This is a genomic window from Metapseudomonas resinovorans (assembly GCF_002003485.1).
GTDB classification, from domain to species: domain Bacteria; phylum Pseudomonadota; class Gammaproteobacteria; order Pseudomonadales; family Pseudomonadaceae; genus Metapseudomonas; species Metapseudomonas resinovorans_D.
The window spans coordinates 25,618-43,795 of sequence record NZ_BDMA01000081.1; the positions used below are offsets into that span (position 1 = coordinate 25,618).

Below are 18,178 nucleotides of genomic sequence, written 5' to 3' on the forward strand. Positions count from 1 at the left end.
GAATGAATTCGCTCCTACAGGAAACCCAATTGCTTTTCGTAGAGACGACCATGACCGACCCCATCCGCCTCACGCAGTACAGCCATGGCGCTGGTTGCGGCTGCAAGATTTCTCCCAAGGTGCTGGAAGTGATCCTCGCCGGCAGCGGCGCGCAGAACCTCGACCCGAAACTCTGGGTAGGCAATGCCTCCAGGGACGATGCCGCGGTCTACGCGCTGGACGACGAGCGCGGCGTGGTTTCCACCACCGACTTCTTCATGCCGATCGTGGATGACCCCTTCGACTTCGGCCGAATCGCCGCCACCAACGCCATCAGCGACATCTACGCCATGGGCGGCGACCCGCTGATGGCCATCGCCATCCTCGGCTGGCCGGTGAACGTGCTGCCGCCGGAAGTGGCCCGCGAAGTGATTCGAGGCGGCCGTTCGGTGTGCGACGAGGCGGGCATTCCGCTGGCCGGCGGGCACTCCATCGATGCCCCCGAGCCGATCTTCGGTCTGGCCGTCACCGGCGTAGTGGACAAGTGCAACATGAAACGCAACGACACCGCCACCGCTGGCTGCAAGCTCTACCTGACCAAGCCCCTCGGCATCGGCATCCTCACCACGGCCGAGAAGAAGGGCAGGTTGCGCGAGGCCGACGTGGGCCTGGCCCGCGACTGGATGTGCACGCTGAACAAGCCCGGCAGCCGCTTCGGCAAGCTCGCCGGGGTCAAGGCGATGACCGATGTCACCGGCTTCGGCCTGCTTGGCCACCTAGTGGAAATGGCCGACGGCAGTGGCCTGACCGCCCGTATCGACTACGCCAAGGTGCCCAGCCTGCCGGGCGTGGAGTACTACCTGGAACAGGGCTGCGTACCCGGGGGCACCCTGCGCAACTTCGATAGCTATGGCGACCGCCTGGCGCCTCTCGCCGAAGTGCAGAAACTGCTGCTTTGCGACCCGCAGACCAGTGGTGGCCTGCTGGTCGCGGTGGCGCCCGAGGGCGAGGCCGAGTTCCTGGCCGTGGCCGAGGAGCTTGGGCTGCAACTCGCGCCCATCGGCCAACTGCACGAGCGACAGAGTCTCGCGGTCGAGGTGTTCTGATGCGCCCGGATACCTCGAATTACCGCGAAATTTTCCTCAATGACCTGCCGATGATGGACGCCCGTGCGCCCGTGGAATTCTCCAAGGGCGCTTTTCCCCATACGGTCAACCTGCCACTGATGACCGACATCGAGCGGCAGAAGGTGGGGACCTGCTACAAGCAACATGGCCAGCAGGCAGCCATCGCCCTGGGCCACCAACTGGTCAATGGCGCCACCAAGACCGAGCGTATCGAGGGATGGGCTGCCTTCGCCCGCGCCAACCCCCACGGATACCTTTACTGCTTCAGGGGCGGCCTGCGCTCGCAGCTGGTGCAGGAGTGGCTGAAGACGGAAGCCGGCATCGAGTACCCCAGGGTGAAAGGCGGCTACAAGGCGATGCGGACCTTTCTCCTGGAAACCACCCAGGACGCGGTGGCCCGGTGCGATTTCGTCCTGGTGGGCGGCCTGACCGGCACAGGCAAGACCGATGTGATCTCCCGACTCTCGAACAGCCTGGATCTGGAAGGCCATGCCAACCACCGGGGTTCGAGCTTCGGCAAGCGCGCTACCCCACAACCGCCGCAGATCGATTTCGAGAATGCCCTGGCCATCGACATCCTCAAGAAGCGCGCGGCGGGCCACGAGCAGTTCGTGCTGGAGGACGAGGGGCGCATCGTTGGCAGTTGTTCAGTGCCGCTGGAGCTGTACCAGGGCATGCAGGCGTATCCGCTGGTCTGGCTCGACGACAGTTTCGAGGATCGGGTGGAGCGCATTCTGCGGGATTACGTGGTGAATCTGTGCGCCGAATTCATCGCCACCCATGGTGAAGAACAGGGATTCACCCGCTTCGCCGATCGCTTGCGCCAGAGCCTGGACAACATCGTCAAGCGCCTGGGCGGCGAGCGCCACCAGCGCATGGCGGACTTGATGGATCAGGCGCTGGTCGAACAGCAGTCCACCGGCAATGTGGAGCTGCATCGCGGCTGGATCGAGGGTTTGTTGCGCGAGTACTACGACCCGATGTACGCCTTCCAGCGCGAAAGCAAGGCGTCACGCATCGAGTTCGCCGGCGAGCAGGCGGCAGTACTCGAATACCTGCGCCAGCGCCAGCCGGTGCGGCGCTGACCTCGGCTTCAGGCCGGATTGGAATCCTTGGGTCGCAGCGGCAGTACGTTACTGCTGGTCAGTCCGTGGGAACGGCGGAGGAAGTCTTCGATGGCCTCCAGCGACTGCGGACGACTGAGCAGGTAGCCCTGGACGTAGTCGCAGCCATGGCCACGGAGGAATTCCAGCTGTTCGCGGGTCTCCACCCCTTCGGCCACCACGTGCAGATGCAGCGTATGGGCCATGCCGATGATGGCCTGGACGATCTCCATGTCGGCATGGCTGCCGGGGATGTCCATGACGAAGGAACGGTCGATCTTGAGCGTATCCAGGGGCAGGCGCTTCAGGTACGCCAGGGATGAATAGCCGGTGCCGAAGTCATCGATGGAAATGCTCACGCCCAGGCCGCGAATGCGCTCCAGCAGGTGCAGTGCCTGATTGACGCTGCACATCAGGGCGTTCTCGGTGACTTCCAGCTCCAGGCGTTGCGGCCGTATCCCGCTTTCCTCCAGGGCACGTTGCACCTCGTCCGCCAGTTCATGGCGGTTGAGGTTGAGCGCCGAACAGTTCACCGCCATCCGCAAATCATGGAAGCCCTTGGCGGCCAGGCTGGCCAGGTCACGGCAGGCACGGCGCAGCACCCAGCCATCCAGGTCGGCGATGAAGCCATTGGCTTCGGCCACGCCGATGAAGCGGTCGGGGGAGAGCAGGCCAAGTTGCGGATGCTGCCAGCGGACCAGCGCTTCCAGTTTGGTCACCTGGCCGCTGCTGAGGTCGAGGATGGGCTGGTAGTTGAGGAACAGGCCCTGGTCCTTGGCCAGTGCCAGGTGCAGCTCCTCTTCCAGTTGCAGTTCGAAGGTCGCCTTGTGCTTCAGGTGATGACTGAAGAAATGGAGGTTGTTGCGGCCGCTGCTCTTGGCCTGGTAGAGCGCGAGGTCGGCGTGTTTGAGCAGTTCCTCGCAGGTTTCGCCATCGTCCGGGAAGAGGCTGATGCCGATGCTGGTGGTCATGGTGACGTTGCGCCCGGCGAGGGTGATGGGCTCTTTCATGCGTTGCATGATGCGCTGGGACAGTGCCTTGGCTTCGGTCAGGCTACCGAGGCTGGCCAGCACGCAGAACTCATCACCGCCCAGTCGCGCGATGACATCCTCTCGGCGCAGCACGCTGCGTACCCGTTCGGCCACGACCTTGAGCAGCTCATCCCCGGCGTCGTGCCCGAGGCTGTCGTTGACACGCTTGAAGTGGTCCACGTCCAGGAACATGACGGCCAGCGGTTGCTTGAACTGGGCGTGCTGCTGGAGTTTCTCGACGAAGAATTCGTTGAAGGCACGGCGGTTGGGCAGGTTGGTAAGGGCGTCGTAGTGGGCGACGTTCTGCAGTTTGACCTTCACCTGCTCCAATTCATGCAACAGGTTGCTGACATGTTGCAGGTCGCGTTCCTTGCGTTGCAGCTTCTTGTCGGCCCAGGCCACGCACAGCGCGAACAGCAGCACCATGCCGGCGATCACCGCGAGGCTGAGACCGAGTTGTACGGCGTTGTCGGCTCGCTTGAGGTGAAGTTCGGTCCCCGCGGGAACCGCCAGTTGCAAGGCCAGCATGCCGGTGAAGTGCATGCTGCAGATTGCGCCGCCCATGGCCAGGCTGGCGGGGATCTTCAGCAACTGGTGGCCTTCGCTGCGCTCGCGGAAGAACGCTGAAAGCAGCATGGCAGCCAGGCTGGCGGCGACGGCTACACCCCCCGAAACGGCGACCATGACGGGGTGATAGTACTGGGTTGCCACCGAGCGGATCGCGGCCATGCCGCTGTAGTGCATGAGCGTGATGCCAAGGCCGATGGCCAGGGCCGCTGCCATGTAGTGGCGGGGTTCGACGTTGGGCCGACCGAGGGTGTACATGCCCACCAGTGAAGCGGAAACCACCATGACCAGGGAGAGCGTGGTGGTGGGGATGTCGTAGTCGATGGTGATAGGCGCTTCGAAGGCCAGCATGGCGATGAAGTGCATCGCCCAGATGCCGCCCCCCAGGCACCAGGCTCCCAGCCAGCACCAGCGTCGTCGGGTTTCCGGTTGCTGCGCATGGGCTACGCGTTCGGCCATGTCGAACGCGCAGTAGCCGGCGCCGGAGGCGACCAGGAAGGCCAGCAGCACCAGCCAGCTGTTATGGGTGCAAGCCAGGAGGATCTGGCCGTCCGCAGGAAGATCGGTACCGAAGCGCAGACCCAGCCAGTCCATATAAGGAATCCCATGCAGGCTATTGAATTTCGGGGGGAGGGAGTGCTTGCTGGCACCGTGCCTTCAGTATAGTCAGCACGCGGCCGCTTCCTGAGACGGACGTACCTGGGCGCTGAACGGTCGTCCGCGGCGGATGGCCGGCCGGCGTGGCAATTCGCCCCGGCAGCATCGGGTTACATAAATCACACGAATTTTCGCAGACAGTGGCTGGCCGCACGCTCTAGATTGCCGGATAGACCCCGGCTAGCGGTTGTCCGGGCGCACAACAAGAACGAGACCGACTCATGCAGCAATCTCCCCAAGTGGCCAATGCCTGGCGCGTGCTTTTCCTGCTCTTCCTGGCCAACCTCTTCAATTTCTTCGACCGGACCATCCCGGCCATCATCATCGAGCCGGTGCGCCACGAGTGGAGCCTGAGCGATTTCCAGCTGGGCCTGATCGGCACCGCCTTCACCCTGGTCTATGCAATCGCGGGTGTGCCGCTGGGGCGCATGGCCGATACCGGCGCGCGGAGGAAGATCATGGGCTGGGGCCTGGCCGTGTGGAGCGGCCTGACCGCCGTGAACGGACTGGCCTGGAACTTCTGGAGCTTCCTGCTGGTGCGCATGGGGGTGGGCATTGGCGAGGCGAGTTACGCGCCGGCGGCCAACTCATTGATCGGTGATCTCTTCCCTGCCCACAAGCGCGCCCGTGCAATGGGTATCTTCATGCTGGGCCTGCCGCTGGGGCTGGTGCTGGCGTTCTTCACCATCGGTGCGATGGTGAAGGCTTTCGATAGCTGGCGTGCGCCGTTCTTCATCGCCGCCGTGCCGGGGATCATCCTGGCGATCTTCATGTTCTTCATCAAGGAACCGGCCCGTGGCGCCGCCGAGGCCGTGCAGGTCTCCACCGCCACCCCGGTGGATAAACCGCTGCGCCGGGTGCTGGCGATCCGTACGTTCTGGTGGCTGACCGTTGCGGGCCTGACCTACAACTTCGCCACGTACGCGACCAACTCCTTCATGGTGCCGATGCTGCAGCGTTACTTCCTGATGCCGCTGGAGCAGGCGGCCATCGCCACCGGCATCATCACCGGCCTGACCGGGCTGGTTGGCCTGACCCTGGGTGGCTGGGTGGCGGACAAGGTGCACCAGAAATCCGAACGTGGCCGCCTGCTGCTGGCGGCATTCAGCATGGCGGTGGCGGCCATCTGCACCGGCTACGCATTGTTCGCCGGCCGCATCGAGATCGGCCTGTTCGTGGGTGTGTTCAGCCTGGGCTGGCTGTTCGCGTACAACTTCTATACCTGCGTCTATACCTCCATTCAGGATGTGGTCGAGCCGCGTCTGCGGGCTACCGCGATGGCGCTGTTCTTCGCCGGCCTCTACCTGCTGGGTGGCGGCCTTGGTCCGGTGGTCGTGGGGCTGCTGTCTGACCACTACTCCCAGGCGGCGATGCTGGCGGCCGGTGCCAGCGAAATGAACGAAACCTTCAAGGCCGTGGGGCTGCACAACGCCATGTTCCTTGTGCCGGTGGCGCTCACCCTCACCATGCTGGCGCTGTTCCAGGCGGCGCGCTGCTTCGTGCGCGATGCGGCGAACATGCGTCAGGGACTGCTGGCCGCGGCGGCCTGACGATTCGCTAGATGCAAGAAGGCCCGCATTGCTGCGGGCCTTCTTGTTGGTGGAGCTTTTTCCTGCGGACCCGCTGATTATCCCGCTACCAGCACCCGGATCGACTCCAGTCGCAGCGCAGCCTTGTCCAGCAGTTGCTGGCCTTCGTCACGCTGGTGACGGACAGCTTCCAGTTCGCTGTCGCGCACGCTCGGGTTGACCGCCTGGAGGGCGGTGAGGCGGGCCAGTTCTTCGTCCAGTTCGGCCTTCAGGCGGCGCTTGGCCTCGGCCACGCGCTCGGCATGGCGCGGGGCGATCTTGGCTTCGCTGGCGTTGATCTGTGCCGCGAGCACATCGCGCTGGGCCTGGACGAATTTGTTGGCGCTGCCGCGCGGCACGCTTTCCAACTGGTCGTTGAGGGTGTCGAAAGCCACCTTGGACGCCAGGTCGTTGCCATTGCCATCCACCAGGCAGCGCAGGGCCTTGGGCGGCAGGAAGCGGTTCAGTTGCAGGGCGCGCGGGGCCACGGCTTCGCTGACGTAGAGCAGCTCCAGCAGCACGGTGCCGGGCTTGAGCGCCTTGTTCTTGATCAGCGCCACGGCGGTGTTGCCCATGGAGCCGGAGACCACCAGGTCCATGCCGCCCTGCACCATGGGGTGTTCCCAGGTGAGGAACTGCATGTCTTCGCGGGACAGGGCCTGGTTACGGTCGTAGGTGACGGTCACGCCCTCGTCGTCGCCGAGGGGGAAGCCGGCGTCGAGCATCTTTTCGCCGGGCTTGAGCACCAGGGCGTTTTCGGAGTGATCCTCACTGTCGACCCCGAAGGCTTCGAACAGGGACTCCATATAGATAGGCAGGGCGAACTGGTCGTCCTGGTCGAGAATGTCCTCGACCAGGCGTTCGCCTTCGCCAGCGCCGCCGGAGTTGAGTTCCAGCAGGCGGTCGCGGCCATTGTGCATTTCGCCTTCCAGGCGCTTGCGCTCGGCTTCGGCTTCGTTCACCAGGGCATCCCAGGCGCTGTCATCGCCGCCGTCGAGCATCGGCAGCAGGCGCGGGCCGAACTTGTGCTGGATCGCGCTGCCGGTGGGGCAGGTGGCGAGGAAGGCGTTCAACGCCTGGTTGTACCACTGGAACAGGCGCTCCTGCGGACTGGTTTCCAGGTAGGGCACATGCAGCTGGATGGTGTGCTTCTGACCGATACGGTCGAGGCGACCGATGCGTTGTTCCAGCAGGTCCGGATGGGCCGGCAGGTCGAACAGCACCAGATGATGGGCGAACTGGAAGTTGCGGCCCTCGGAGCCGATTTCAGAGCAGATCAGCACCTGCGCGCCGAATTCCTCATCCGCGAAGTAGGCGGCGGCGCGGTCGCGCTCGAGGATGCTCATGCCTTCGTGGAACACGGTGGCGGGGATGCCGGAGCGCACGCGCAGGGCATCTTCCAGGTCCAGGGCCGTTTCCGCGTGGGCGCAGATCACCAGCACCTTGAACTTCTTCAGCATCTTCAGGGTGTCGATCAGCCATTCGACGCGCGGGTCGAAGCGCCACCAGCGCTCGGACTCGTCGCCGAAGTCCTGCTGGGACTGGAAGCTGACTTCCGGGTAGAGGTCCGGGTGCTCGCCGATGGGCAGCTCCATGTACTCGACCGGGTTGGGCAGCGGATAGGGGTGCAGCTGGCGCTCGGGGAAGCCCTGCACGGCAGCGCGGGTGTTGCGGAACAGCACGCGGCCGGTGCCGTGACGGTCCAGCAGCTCGCGCACCAGGCGCGGCGCGGCTTCCTCGTCGCCGCCGGCAAGGGCCTGCAACAGACCTTCGCCCTCTTCGCCGAGGAAACCCTTGATGGTCCCTTCGGCCTTGGCGCTCAGGCGGCCCTGGTCCAGCAGTTCCTGGACGGCTTCGGCGACCGGACGGTAATTGGCGCTTTCGGCGCGGAAGGCCTCCAGGTCGTGGAAGCGACTTGGGTCCAGCAGGCGCAGACGCGCGAAGTGGCTTTCCAGGCCCAGTTGTTCCGGGGTGGCGGTGAGCAGCAGAACGCCGGGGATGACCTCGGCCAGTTGCTCCACCAGCCGGTACTCGGGGCTGGCCTGTTCCGGGTGCCAGACCAGGTGGTGGGCTTCGTCGACGACCAGCAGGTCCCAGCCGGCGGCGAAGGCGGCATCCTGGGCGCGCTCGCTGCCCTTCAGCCATTCCAGGGACACCAGAGCCAGCTGGGTGTCTTCAAACGGGTTGCTGGCGTCGCTTTCAGCGAAGCGCTCGGCATCGAACAGGGCGACCTGCAGGTTGAAGCGACGGCGCATTTCCACCAGCCATTGGTGCTGGAGGTTTTCCGGAACCACGATCAGCACCCGGCTGGCGCGGCCGGAAATGAGCTGGCGGTGGATGACGAGGCCGGCCTCGATGGTTTTGCCCAGGCCCACTTCGTCGGCCAGCAGTACGCGCGGCGCAACGCGGTCGGCCACTTCACGGGCGATGTGCAGCTGGTGGGCGATCGGCTGGGCGCGCGCGCCTGAAAGGCCCCAGAGGGACGACTGCAGGAGGCGCGAGCGGTGTTCCAGCGTGTGATAGCGCAGGGCGAACCATTTGTGCGGGTCGATCTGACCGGCGAACAAGCGATCATTGGCCAGGCGGAACTGGATGAAGTTGTTCAGCTGGGTTTCCGGGAGGATGCGCGGCTCGTTCTGGGCAGTGATGCCGTGGTAGATCAGCAGCCCATCGATATCCTCGACTTCCTGGACGTTGAGCTTCCAGCCGTCGAAGTGGGTGATCTCGTCGCCTGGAGCGAAGCGCACGCGGGTCAGCGGTGCGTTGCGCAGCGCATACTGGCGGGTCTCGCCAGTGGCCGGGTAGAGCACGGTGAGCAGCCGGCCATCCGATGTCAGGATGGTTCCGAGCCCCAGCTCCGCTTCGCTGTCACTGATCCAGCGTTGCCCCGGTTGATACTGCTGCGCCATGCGTGTCTCCCTGAATTGAAAAAAGCCGCGTATGTTAACGGAACCGAGGGCGCAGGGCGACGCCGGATACGGGCCGACTATCCGCAAAAGTGTAGCGAGCGCCGGTAAAGAAACGCCCCAAGTGGCCGACAGACTGACCAAAGGAGGGCGTCATCATGCTGCCACCGATTCCGCAAGGCCTGGTCCCTGTCACGGCCCAGCAGGACGTGGTCAAACCGCGCCCCGACATCCCGCCCGTCACCCCCATGCAGGAGAGTGCACAGGAAAGCGCCGTGGGCCTGGAAAAGCGCCATCCCCAGGAAGCCGAGGAGTTGCTGCGTGAAGAGCAGCGACGTCGTCAGCGGCGAGGCTATACGCCCCAGGAACTCGCGGCCGGGGAGGTTGCAGAGGAGGACCAGGCGGTTCTCGAAGAACTGCCGCGCCAGGGGCTGTGGGTGGATGTGGAGGTCTGAGGCGCGCAGAATGAGTCGTCTCATTTACTGAAGCCGATAGCGGTGGACCTGTTCGACGATATTCCTCTCCAGCTGCCAAACGCCGAACTGCGCTACGAGCCGCATTTCCTTTCCCGGGATGAGGCCAGCGACTGGTTGACACGTCTGGTGGCCGAGACCGACTGGGAGCAGCCGCAGGTTTATCTGCATGGCCGTTTTTACCCTGTGCCTCGACTGGTGGCCTGGTACGGCGATGCCGAGGCCCGCTACCGCTATTCCGGACTGACCCACGAACCCTTGCCCTGGACGCCTTTGCTGGCGGAGATTCGCGCGCGGATCGTGGCGGCGGTGGGGCAGCCCCTGAATGGCGTGCTGCTCAATTATTACCGCGACGGCCAGGACTCCATGGGCTGGCACAGCGACGACGAGCCTGAGCTTGGGCGCAATCCGTTGGTCGCCTCGCTCAACCTGGGCGGCACCCGTCGCTTCGACCTGCGGCGCAAGGGTGGTAACCGCATTGAACACTCCCTGGAACTGGGCCATGGCGCACTACTGGTCATGAGTGGGCCGACGCAGCATCATTGGCAACACCAGGTGGCGAAGACCCGTACCCCTTGCGCCCCCCGGCTCAATCTCACTTTCCGTTGGATTCGCTGATGAGCAACGACGACAACCTGATCGATTTCGGCGCCGAGCGCGACAAGCGCATCCATGATGTCCATGACAAGCGCCTGGACGACATGCGCAAGGCCTTCGAGCAAGCCATGCCGCTGTCCAAGGGCAAGAAGGGCGGCAAGAAGCCGAAGAAGCGCTGAGTTTCTCGAATCCCTGTAAAGCCGATCCGGTAGGGTGCGCCGTGCGCACCGGCGGTTTGACGTGGCGCCGAAGCTGATCCTCATGCCGGCGCGCGCAGCGCACCCTACGATTTAGACCGAGCTAAAGAACTCGGCTTCGCTCCCATAAGTCCGTCATTCCGCGACTTCGACCCCCTCGAAAATTGACCTGGATCAGTCTCCCGCAAGCCTGCTCACGGGTGCTCGTCGCCTATTGATCCAAGTCAATTTCCCCTCCCTGCCGTGCGAGTAACTTGAACCCATCGAAGCAACAACGCCACAACGCAGGAGGCAGATCATGTTCGTCGATACAGTCGTTCTCGCCGGTATAGGCACCGTCGGACTCATGGTCGCTTTCTTCGCCGGTGTTGGTTACTTCATCTGGAAGGACTCGCACAAACGCAAGCCGCGTTGAGTTTTCTGGGTTTACAGGCACGCAAGGCACCTCGGGCGACTTCGGTCGCCCATTTTTTTGTCCCCACTTTTCTTCCTCCGCGGCCCGCGCCAGACTGGCGCCATGCCGATCCAGACCCTTTCCCGCCTCAATGAACTCGACCCGCAGCAATGGGATGCCCTGCTGCCGGACGATCAGCCTTTCCTGCGTCATGCCTTTTTATCCACCCTGGAAGAAAGCGGCAGCGTGGGCGGACGCAGCGGGTGGCATCCTGCCCACCACGTGCTGCGTGGACCGAAAGGCAAGTTGCGCGCCGCGCTACCGGCTTATCTGAAGAGCCATTCCTATGGCGAGTACGTGTTCGACTGGGCCTGGGCCGATGCCTGCCAGCGCGCGGGCATTCCTTATTACCCCAAGCTGCTTGCGGCCGTGCCCTTTACCCCGGTGGGGGGCGCGCGCGTGCTGGCGGTGGACGACGCCGCAGCCAGCGAGCTACTGGATGCGGTAGTCGCCGATGTGGCCGCCGACGACCTGTCCGGCTTGCACATCAATTTCACCGATGCCTTTGCCGACCACCATCTGCGCGGGCGTGAAGGCTGGCTGGAACGGCTGGGCTGCCAATTCCATTGGCGTAACCACGGGTATCGGGATTTCCAGGACTTCCTCGACGCCTTGAGTTCGCGCAAGCGCAAGCAGATCCGCAAGGAACGTGAACAGGTGGCGGGGCAGGGGATCGAGTTTGAGTGGCGTCAAGGCCGGGAACTGGGTGAAGCAGACTGGGATTTCGTCTACGCCTGCTACGCCAACACCTATCGGGTTCGGGGCCAGTCGCCGTACCTGACGCGTAAGTTCTTCAGCCTGCTGGCGGAGCGGATGCCGGAAGCCATTCGTGTGGTGCTGGCACTGCAGGCAGGTCGGCCGGTGGCGATGGCATTCTCGCTACAGGGTGGCGACACCCTGTACGGGCGATATTGGGGTTGCCTGGCGGAGTTCGACAGGCTGCATTTCGAAACCTGCTTTTACCAAGGCATCGACCAGGCGATTGCCACGGGACTTCAGTGCTTCGATGCAGGCGCTCAGGGTGAGCACAAGTTGATTCGGGGATTCGAGCCAGTGATCACCCGCTCCTGGCACTGGCTCGCCCATCCCGGCTTGCGGGCTGCGGTGGACGATTTCCTGGTGCAGGAGCGGGGTGGCGTGCTGGCCTACGCCGAGGAGGCGCGTGGCCTGCTGCCGTATCGGCGGGACTGATCAGCCGACTTGGGGGAGCTCGGGGGTGGCGGTGCTGCCGCCCCACTCGAGGAAGCGGAGTTTGTGGACTTCGCCGTCGCTGTCTTCGTAGACGAGGGTGACGGGGACGACGCCTGTCTTCTGGGAGGTGTCGGTGCGGTGAAGCACTTTCTGGATATCGACTTCCATCCCGTAGTGGTAATCCACCGGCGCAATGCCGGAGCCTTGATTCGGGGTGCCATCCTGGGCGAATACGCTGGGCGCGAGGCTAGTGAGCAGGGCGCTTACAACCGAGGCCATTTTCATAAGGCTTGTATTCCTCTGTTGGGTTTCGCTTACAAGGGACTTTATCTGACCGACTGAGAACGGTTAGTTCAAGTGCCCCCTCGGAGTGGTTCTGGTCTGAGCGTTTTTTGATCGCTCGCAATCGCCCATGCTTGAGGCGCTGCGACCGTTTGTCGCAGATTCTGAAATTTCTTCGTTCGTGGTCTAGCTGGTACGCCGGTGCAACACATCGGGAACCCTCTGGAGAGTTCCCGTTGCTTGCGGATCAGCTGTTGCTGGTGTGGCTGCCCCATTCGAGGAAGCGAACCTTGTGCAGGTCGCCCTGGCTGTCTTCGTAGACCATGGTGACCGGCACCACGCCTGCGCGCTGGGTTGCGTCGGTGCGATACAGGACGCGCTGGACGTCCAGCTCCATGCCGTAGTGATAGTCGACTGCGGGAATGCCGGCGCCTACGTCGCGCTGGTGGTCCTGGGCGAACACACTTGGAGCGAGGCTGGCAAGAACGGCGCTGACGGCGGATGCGATCTTCATGGGCTGATCCTCTTGGGGGGCCGTGGCGGGTTTCAGGTGAAACCGGATACGGGGCCCATATGACCAGCCGGATGCGCCCGAATGAAATCAAAGCGCCTTGTATTGGAGATCAGCCGCGTCGATGCAAGACGCGGCCAGAACTCATTCCACGCCGACGAATCCGCCTGTCTGGTGTTGCCAGAGGCGCGCATAGAGACCACCGTGCTCCAGCAATTGCGCATGGCTGCCACTTTCCACGATCCGCCCCTTGTCGAGCACCACCAGGCGATCCATGCGCGCGATCGTGGACAGCCGGTGGGCGATGGCGATGACGGTCTTGCCGCGCATGAGGGTTTCGAGGCTTTCCTGAATGGCCGCTTCCACTTCGGAGTCCAGCGCTGAAGTGGCTTCGTCGAGGATCAGGATGGGGGCGTCCTTGAGCAGAACGCGGGCAATGGCGATGCGCTGACGCTGGCCGCCGGAGAGTTTCACGCCGCGTTCGCCGACATGGGCGTCGAATCCGCGTCGGCCGTTGGCGTCCGAAAGCTGGGGAACGAACTCACCCGCACGGGCCTTGTACACCGCGTCCAGCAGTTCTGCATCACTGGCGCCGGGGCGGCCGTAGAGCAAGTTGTCACGGATCGAACGGTGCAGCAGTGAGGTGTCCTGGGTGACCATGCCGATCTGCGCCCGCAGGCTCTCCTGGGTTACCCGGGCGATGTCCTGGCCATCGATGAGGATGCGCCCGCTTTCCAGGTCGTAGAGGCGTAGGAGCAGGTTGACCAGGGTCGACTTGCCGGCGCCGGAGGGGCCGACCAGTCCGATCTTCTCGCCAGGTCGTACTACCAGGTCGAGGCCCTCGATCACGCCGCTGCCTTTGCCGTAGTGGAACGCGATGCGCTCGAAGCGCACCTCGCCCCGGTCGACCTTCAGCGGTTGAGCGTCCGGTTGGTCGGTCACCTGACGCGGCACGGCGATGGTCTGCATACCGTCCTGCACCTGGCCGATGTTGTCGAAGATGCCGGTGACCACCCACATGATCCAGCCGGACATGCTGATGATCCGGATCACCAGCCCGGTGGCCAGGGCGATGGCGCCGACGCTGATCAGCCCCTGGTTGCACAGCCACAGGGCGAGGCCACAAGTGCTGACGATCAGCAGGCCACCCATGATGGTCACGGTGGCGTCCATGGCGGTGATCACCCGCGCCATCGCTTGGGATTTGCGGGTCTGGTCGCCGATGGCCTCGCGGGCGTAATCCTCTTCTTTTCGGGTGTGGGCAAAGAGCTTGAGGGTGGTGATGTTGGTGTAGCCGTCGACGATGCGCCCCATCAGCCGCGAACGGGAGTCGGAGGACTCAACGGAACGCTGCTTCACCCGTGGCACGAAGTAGTGGAGGGCGTAGAGGTAACCGGCTATCCACAACACCAGCGGAACCATCAGGCGCCAGTCGGCTTCGGCGAACAGCACCAGCGAACTGATCGCGTAGATCAGTACGTGCCAGAGGGCGTCCACCGCTTGCACTGCCGAGTCCCGGAGGGAGTTGCCGGTCTGCATGATGCGCTGGGCGATGCGCCCGGCGAAATCGTTCTGGAAGAAGCCCAGGCTCTGTTTCAGCACATAGCGATGATTCTGCCAGCGGATCAGGTTGGTCAGTCCGGGCGTGATGCTCTGGTGCACCAGCAGATCGTGCAGGCTGTTGAACAGTGGTCGCAGGATCAGCGTCACCACGGCCATCCAGGCCAGTTCTGCGCCATGCAGCTGGAAGAGCTCGCCCGTGGGAGTGGCCTGGACCAGGTCGACGATGCGGCCGAGGAAGCTGAACAGTGCCACTTCGATCAGGGCAACGATCAGCCCCACCAACAGCAAGGCGCTGAAGATCGGCCAGACCTGGCGCAGGTAATAGGCGTAGAAGCGCAGTACGCTGCGCGGGGGCATTTCGTCTGGCGCCTGGCGAAACACATCGATCAGGCGCTCGAAGCGTTGGAAAAGCATGGCGAATCCATCCGAAGGTGGAGCGATCGACCCGGGCTTCCTGCCCGGGCCGAGGGCGTCAGAGCCGTTTGGCGGAGAGAATCACCACCGGTTGCAGCGGAACGTTCTGGAACATCCCGCGATTGCCGGTGGGGACGTTGGCGATCTGGTCCACGACATCCATGCCGCGTACCACCTTGCCGAACACTGCATAGCCGAAGTCGCGGCTGCCGTTGTCGAGGAAGGCGTTGTCGTTGTGGTTGATGAAGAACTGGCTGGTGGCCGAGTTAACCGCCTGGGTGCGGGCCATGGCCAGGGTGCCGCGCAGGTTGCGCAGGCCGTTGTCGGCTTCGTTCTTGATCGGATCACGGGTGTCTTTCTGGCTCATGTCGGTATCGAAACCGCCGCCCTGGATCATGAAACCGGGGATGACGCGATGGAACACCGTGCCGTTGTAGAAACCGGCATCCACGTAGTCGAGGAAGTTCTTCACGCTGACCGGGGCCTTGTCGGCTTCCAGTTCCACCTCGATTTCCCCGGCGCTGGTGGTCAGCAGCACGTGGGGCTTGTCGGCAGCCATCAGGTTCAGGGAGACGAACAGGGCGCAAGCGCCCAGGACAAGTTTCTTCAGCATGGGATTTGTTCCTTGTTGCGCTCCACTTCATCAATGAAGTTGAGCAGGGTGGCGTTGAAACGTTCGGGTTGATCCAGGGGAGTGGCGTGACGGGAGTTCTCGATGACCACCAGGCGCGCGTTCGGAAGTTCCTTCACGTAGGTCTCTTTCTGGTCGACCGGGGTGTAGTCGCTATCGGCAGTGATCACCAGGGTCGGGCACTGGATGCGCTGCAGACGATCGCGCACGCCCCAGCCAATGATGGCGTCCAGCGCGGAGAGATAAGCGCGCTTGTCGTTCTGCGGCCAGCGCTCTTCGATCTTGCGGCGCAGGTCGGCCTGCTCGGGCAGCGGGAACAGAAGGCCGCCGAGCGCCTTGGCGATGCTTTCGAGGCTGAGCAGGCGCGAGAGTGTCCAGCGTTTGGCGATCTCCAGGAAATCCTTCGGCGTGCGGGGTTTCACCTCGGGGCCGCTGTTGACGATGGTGAGGCTGCGCAGCAGTTCCGGGTGATCGACGCCGAGCTGGAAGCCGATCATTCCGCCCATGCTGATGCCGACCAGATGCACGTCGATCAGCTTGAGGTGCTCGATCAGCGCCGCCACGTCATCGGCGAAGGCGGCGATGCTGTAGCGCTCATGGGGCTTGTCGGAGCGGCCGTGGCCGCGCACATCGATGGCGATCACCCGGTAATGGGCGGCAAGGGCGGGGACCTGGTACTCCCAGTCGCGGGTGCTGGAACCGAGGCCGTGCACGAGCAGCACGGGCATGCCGCGGCCGTAGTCCTCGTAGTGAAGCTGGCAACCGTCGTTCTCGAAATAGGACATGTGACCTCCTGTCAGGCGCTGGGAAGCGGAGCGGCGAAGGGGGCATCCAGGGGGGCGGAGTCGAAGGTCTTGATCAGTTCGACCAGGATCTGCGACGCCGGGCCGAGGGCCTTGTCCTTGTTGGCATATAGATAGAAGGAAGGATGGCGACTACCACCTTGCTCCATGGGCAGCGGCTTGAGCTGGCCTTCCTTGAGTTCCCGCTCGATGAGGTGGCGCGGCAGCCAGGCGAAACCGAGGCCGCTGCTGACGAAGTTGGCGGCTGTGGACAGGCTGCCAACGGTCCAGCGTTGTTCCGCACCCAGCCAGCCGACGTTGCGCGGCTGGGTCCGGCCGGTATCGCGAATCACCACCTGCAACTGGCTTTCCAGGTCCTGGAAGCTGATCTCCCGTTGCAAGCGATGCAGGGGGTGGTCGGGGTGAGCGACGGCGACGAATTCCACCGAGCAGAGTCCGGCACCCAGGTGGCCTTGGATATCCAGCGTGGTGATGGCGAGGTCGGCCGAACCTTCCAGCAGCACTTCCTCCACGCCGGACAGCACTTCTTCCCGCAGGCGCACGCGGCAACCGCGGCTCTGCGGCATGAAGGCGGTGAGGGCGCGCACCAGGCGGGCATTGGGATAGGCCGCGTCCACCACCAGGCGTACTTCGGCTTCCCAGCCTTGTTCCATATGGTGGGCGAGCTCTTCCAATTGGCTGGCCTGCTTGACCAGTTGCCGCGAGCGTCGCAGCAGCACTTCACCGGCTTCGGTCAGTACTGCCTTGCGGCCTTCGATGCGCAACAGCGGAACGCCCAGCTGCTCCTGCATCCGCGCAACCGTATAGCTGACCGAGGATTGCGAACGATGGGTCGCTTCGGCGGCTTGGGCGAAGCCGCCGTGGTCCACGACCGCTTGCAGGGTTCGCCACTGGTCCAGTGTCACGCGCGGGGCTTTCATGCGGAGCTGCTCCTCTAGCTGCTTATGCCGGCAAATTGCGCGCGCTCATGGCGCTGATTCCGCTTGCGGCGCTCTGTTAAGCTGGCGATCTCTGCACTGGAGATCGCCCATGAAAAAGCTGTGCTGTGCCTTGTTCGCCCTGCTGCCAACCCTGGCCTTCGCTTACCCCATCGAAGTGGAGAAGCAGTACAACGGCGCCGAACTCGTCTACGACACCACTGACATCGACAACAACCTGGCCGCCATCAACATTCAGAACGTCGGTGGAACCCCGGCAGAGTGCAAGGTGGTATTCGTGAACGGCCCGGAGACCCCCAAGGTGCGCAAGGCCATCATCGAGAACGGCAAGAGCGCTTACCTGACCGCCAATTTCAGCCGCGCGATCATCAAGCTGCGGATCAAGCTGACTTGCAATCCCAAGTAGTCAAAACGCGAATTCGGGCACAGCAAGCAGCCTAGTGCCCCTCCTACTACAAATCAACTTTCTTGATATTTCGAAGCGGATATTTACGCTTTTTCATCGATTAGTGACGATCTAATCTGCGCCCCATCGACGCAATCAACCCCCGGTGGAGGTAGCCCAAATGTCCCGTGTACTCGTCATCGAAAGCAGCGCCCGTCAGCAAGGTTCCGTTTCCCGCCAGCTCACCCATGACTTCATTGCCAAGTGGCAAGCCGCCCACCCGGCAGATGAAATCACCGTTCGCGACCTCGCCATCGAGCAGGTCCCGCATCTGGACGGCGACCTGCTGGGCGGCTGGATGAAGCCCGCGGACCAGCAGAGCGCCAGCGAGAAAACCGCCCTGCAGCGTTCCAACCTGCTGACCGAGGAACTGCTGGCTGCCGATGTACTGGTCATGGCTGCCCCCATGTACAACTTCGCCATCCCCAGCACCCTGAAGTCCTGGCTGGACCACGTGCTGCGCGCCGGCGTCACCTTCAAGTACACCGAAACCGGCCCGAAAGGTCTGCTCACCGACAAGCGTGCCTTCGTCCTGACCGCCCGCGGCGGCATCTACTCCGGCAGCGCGATGGACCATCAGGAACCCTACCTGCGCCAGGCCATGAGCTTCATCGGTATCCATGACGTGACCTTCATCCACGCCGAAGGCCTGAACATGGGCAACGAGTTCCAGGAGAAAGGCCTGGCTTCGGCCAAGGCTCAACTGGCTCAGGTTGCCTGACGCACCGCTTCGCTCTCCGC

Annotated in this window: 18 protein-coding genes; 10 read left to right on the forward strand and 8 right to left on the reverse strand. The window is 63.6% G+C overall.

Annotated features, from left to right (window positions below; genetic code table 11):
- Positions 1-50 precede the first annotated feature (50 nt).
- Both selD and mnmH read left to right on the forward strand, forming a co-directional pair.
- Positions 51-1,085: a selenide, water dikinase SelD gene (gene selD / locus MnOB_RS22090; RefSeq protein ID WP_077526371.1), complete on the forward strand. Its 1,035-nt coding sequence runs from the start codon at positions 51-53 to the stop codon at positions 1,083-1,085.
- On the forward strand, positions 1,085-2,191 hold the full coding sequence (gene mnmH, locus MnOB_RS22095; protein ID WP_077526372.1) for a tRNA 2-selenouridine(34) synthase MnmH: 1,107 nt from the start codon (positions 1,085-1,087) through the stop codon (positions 2,189-2,191). The genes selD and mnmH overlap by 1 nt, the downstream gene beginning before the upstream one ends.
- Before the next feature lie 8 nt (positions 2,192-2,199).
- On the opposite strand, the gene MnOB_RS22100 is transcribed toward mnmH, so the two are convergent.
- Positions 2,200-4,401, reverse strand: coding sequence for a putative bifunctional diguanylate cyclase/phosphodiesterase (locus MnOB_RS22100; protein WP_077526373.1), 2,202 nt, complete (start codon positions 4,399-4,401; stop codon positions 2,200-2,202).
- A 284-nt stretch (positions 4,402-4,685) separates the two neighbouring features.
- Between MnOB_RS22100 and MnOB_RS22105 the strand changes: the two genes are divergently transcribed.
- The gene (locus MnOB_RS22105; RefSeq protein WP_077526374.1) at positions 4,686-6,014 is read left to right on the forward strand and encodes a spinster family MFS transporter; all 1,329 of its coding nucleotides are present in this window, start codon (positions 4,686-4,688) and stop codon (positions 6,012-6,014) included.
- 77 nt (positions 6,015-6,091) lie between these two features.
- On the opposite strand, the gene rapA is transcribed toward MnOB_RS22105, so the two are convergent.
- Positions 6,092-8,941, reverse strand: coding sequence for an RNA polymerase-associated protein RapA (gene rapA / locus MnOB_RS22110; protein ID WP_077526375.1), 2,850 nt, complete (start codon positions 8,939-8,941; stop codon positions 6,092-6,094).
- Between the two features lie 155 nt (positions 8,942-9,096).
- On the opposite strand from rapA, the gene MnOB_RS22115 reads away from it, so the two are divergent.
- The 5 genes from MnOB_RS22115 (at position 9,097) to MnOB_RS22125 (ending at position 11,850) form a co-directional block, all read left to right on the forward strand.
- Positions 9,097-9,393 (forward strand): aspartate-semialdehyde dehydrogenase, encoded by a 297-nt coding sequence (locus tag MnOB_RS22115; protein ID WP_077526376.1) that lies wholly within the window; start codon positions 9,097-9,099, stop codon positions 9,391-9,393.
- Between the two features lie 42 nt (positions 9,394-9,435).
- Positions 9,436-10,029 (forward strand): alpha-ketoglutarate-dependent dioxygenase AlkB family protein, encoded by a 594-nt coding sequence (locus MnOB_RS22120; protein ID WP_077526377.1) that lies wholly within the window; start codon positions 9,436-9,438, stop codon positions 10,027-10,029.
- A complete protein-coding gene (locus MnOB_RS29080; RefSeq protein WP_179060845.1) occupies positions 10,029-10,187 on the forward strand; it encodes a hypothetical protein in 159 nt (52 codons plus the stop codon). Before MnOB_RS22120 ends, MnOB_RS29080 begins: the two co-directional genes overlap by 1 nt.
- Before the next feature lie 316 nt (positions 10,188-10,503).
- Entirely contained in the window at positions 10,504-10,620 is a 117-nt protein-coding gene (ccoM, locus tag MnOB_RS29440; protein ID WP_280359762.1) for a cytochrome c oxidase subunit CcoM, read from the forward strand.
- Between the two features lie 102 nt (positions 10,621-10,722).
- Positions 10,723-11,850 (forward strand): GNAT family N-acetyltransferase, encoded by a 1,128-nt coding sequence (locus MnOB_RS22125; RefSeq protein ID WP_077526378.1) that lies wholly within the window; start codon positions 10,723-10,725, stop codon positions 11,848-11,850.
- Here MnOB_RS22125 and MnOB_RS22130 read toward each other — a convergent pair whose 3' ends face one another.
- From MnOB_RS22130 to MnOB_RS22155, 6 genes are all read right to left on the reverse strand, one after another.
- Complete coding sequence (locus MnOB_RS22130; RefSeq protein WP_077526379.1) at positions 11,851-12,135, reverse strand: DUF2790 domain-containing protein; 285 nt, start codon at positions 12,133-12,135, stop codon at positions 11,851-11,853.
- A 244-nt stretch (positions 12,136-12,379) separates the two neighbouring features.
- Positions 12,380-12,646 carry a DUF2790 domain-containing protein gene (locus MnOB_RS22135; protein WP_077526380.1) on the reverse strand — a complete coding sequence of 89 codons (267 nt, stop codon included), beginning with the start codon at positions 12,644-12,646 and terminating at the stop codon, positions 12,380-12,382.
- A 141-nt stretch (positions 12,647-12,787) separates the two neighbouring features.
- Positions 12,788-14,620, reverse strand: coding sequence for an ABC transporter ATP-binding protein (locus MnOB_RS22140; protein ID WP_077526381.1), 1,833 nt, complete (start codon positions 14,618-14,620; stop codon positions 12,788-12,790).
- A gap of 58 nt (positions 14,621-14,678) precedes the next feature.
- Entirely contained in the window at positions 14,679-15,233 is a 555-nt protein-coding gene (locus MnOB_RS22145) for a peptidylprolyl isomerase (protein WP_077526382.1), read from the reverse strand.
- Positions 15,227-16,036, reverse strand: coding sequence for an alpha/beta fold hydrolase (locus MnOB_RS22150; RefSeq protein WP_077526383.1), 810 nt, complete (start codon positions 16,034-16,036; stop codon positions 15,227-15,229). Before MnOB_RS22150 ends, MnOB_RS22145 begins: the two co-directional genes overlap by 7 nt.
- Before the next feature lie 11 nt (positions 16,037-16,047).
- Positions 16,048-16,974 carry a PA3225 family LysR-type transcriptional regulator gene (locus tag MnOB_RS22155; protein ID WP_077526384.1) on the reverse strand — a complete coding sequence of 309 codons (927 nt, stop codon included), beginning with the start codon at positions 16,972-16,974 and terminating at the stop codon, positions 16,048-16,050.
- A 109-nt stretch (positions 16,975-17,083) separates the two neighbouring features.
- Between MnOB_RS22155 and MnOB_RS22160 the strand changes: the two genes are divergently transcribed.
- Positions 17,084-17,398: a 3-phosphoglycerate kinase gene (locus MnOB_RS22160; RefSeq protein ID WP_077526385.1), complete on the forward strand. Its 315-nt coding sequence runs from the start codon at positions 17,084-17,086 to the stop codon at positions 17,396-17,398.
- Between the two features lie 160 nt (positions 17,399-17,558).
- Positions 17,559-18,158 carry an FMN-dependent NADH-azoreductase gene (locus MnOB_RS22165; RefSeq protein WP_077526386.1) on the forward strand — a complete coding sequence of 200 codons (600 nt, stop codon included), beginning with the start codon at positions 17,559-17,561 and terminating at the stop codon, positions 18,156-18,158.
- Positions 18,159-18,178 lie beyond the last annotated feature (20 nt).

What these genes read in the sequence shown, in the direction of transcription:
- selD (WP_077526371.1), top strand. Translation starts at nt 51, where the DNA reads ATGACCGACCCCATCCGCCTCACGCAGTACAGCCATGGCGCTGGTTGC.
- mnmH (WP_077526372.1), top strand. Translation starts at nt 1,085, where the DNA reads ATGCGCCCGGATACCTCGAATTACCGCGAAATTTTCCTCAATGACCTG.
- MnOB_RS22100 (WP_077526373.1), bottom strand. Translation starts at nt 4,401, where the DNA reads ATGGACTGGCTGGGTCTGCGCTTCGGTACCGATCTTCCTGCGGACGGC.
- MnOB_RS22105 (WP_077526374.1), top strand. Translation starts at nt 4,686, where the DNA reads ATGCAGCAATCTCCCCAAGTGGCCAATGCCTGGCGCGTGCTTTTCCTG.
- rapA (WP_077526375.1), bottom strand. Translation starts at nt 8,941, where the DNA reads ATGGCGCAGCAGTATCAACCGGGGCAACGCTGGATCAGTGACAGCGAA.
- MnOB_RS22115 (WP_077526376.1), top strand. Translation starts at nt 9,097, where the DNA reads ATGCTGCCACCGATTCCGCAAGGCCTGGTCCCTGTCACGGCCCAGCAG.
- MnOB_RS29080 (WP_179060845.1), top strand. Translation starts at nt 10,029, where the DNA reads ATGAGCAACGACGACAACCTGATCGATTTCGGCGCCGAGCGCGACAAG.
- ccoM (WP_280359762.1), top strand. Translation starts at nt 10,504, where the DNA reads ATGTTCGTCGATACAGTCGTTCTCGCCGGTATAGGCACCGTCGGACTC.
- MnOB_RS22125 (WP_077526378.1), top strand. Translation starts at nt 10,723, where the DNA reads ATGCCGATCCAGACCCTTTCCCGCCTCAATGAACTCGACCCGCAGCAA.
- MnOB_RS22130 (WP_077526379.1), bottom strand. Translation starts at nt 12,135, where the DNA reads ATGAAAATGGCCTCGGTTGTAAGCGCCCTGCTCACTAGCCTCGCGCCC.
- MnOB_RS22135 (WP_077526380.1), bottom strand. Translation starts at nt 12,646, where the DNA reads ATGAAGATCGCATCCGCCGTCAGCGCCGTTCTTGCCAGCCTCGCTCCA.
- MnOB_RS22140 (WP_077526381.1), bottom strand. Translation starts at nt 14,620, where the DNA reads ATGCTTTTCCAACGCTTCGAGCGCCTGATCGATGTGTTTCGCCAGGCG.
- MnOB_RS22145 (WP_077526382.1), bottom strand. Translation starts at nt 15,233, where the DNA reads ATGCTGAAGAAACTTGTCCTGGGCGCTTGCGCCCTGTTCGTCTCCCTG.
- MnOB_RS22150 (WP_077526383.1), bottom strand. Translation starts at nt 16,036, where the DNA reads ATGTCCTATTTCGAGAACGACGGTTGCCAGCTTCACTACGAGGACTAC.
- MnOB_RS22155 (WP_077526384.1), bottom strand. Translation starts at nt 16,974, where the DNA reads ATGAAAGCCCCGCGCGTGACACTGGACCAGTGGCGAACCCTGCAAGCG.
- MnOB_RS22160 (WP_077526385.1), top strand. Translation starts at nt 17,084, where the DNA reads ATGAAAAAGCTGTGCTGTGCCTTGTTCGCCCTGCTGCCAACCCTGGCC.
- MnOB_RS22165 (WP_077526386.1), top strand. Translation starts at nt 17,559, where the DNA reads ATGTCCCGTGTACTCGTCATCGAAAGCAGCGCCCGTCAGCAAGGTTCC.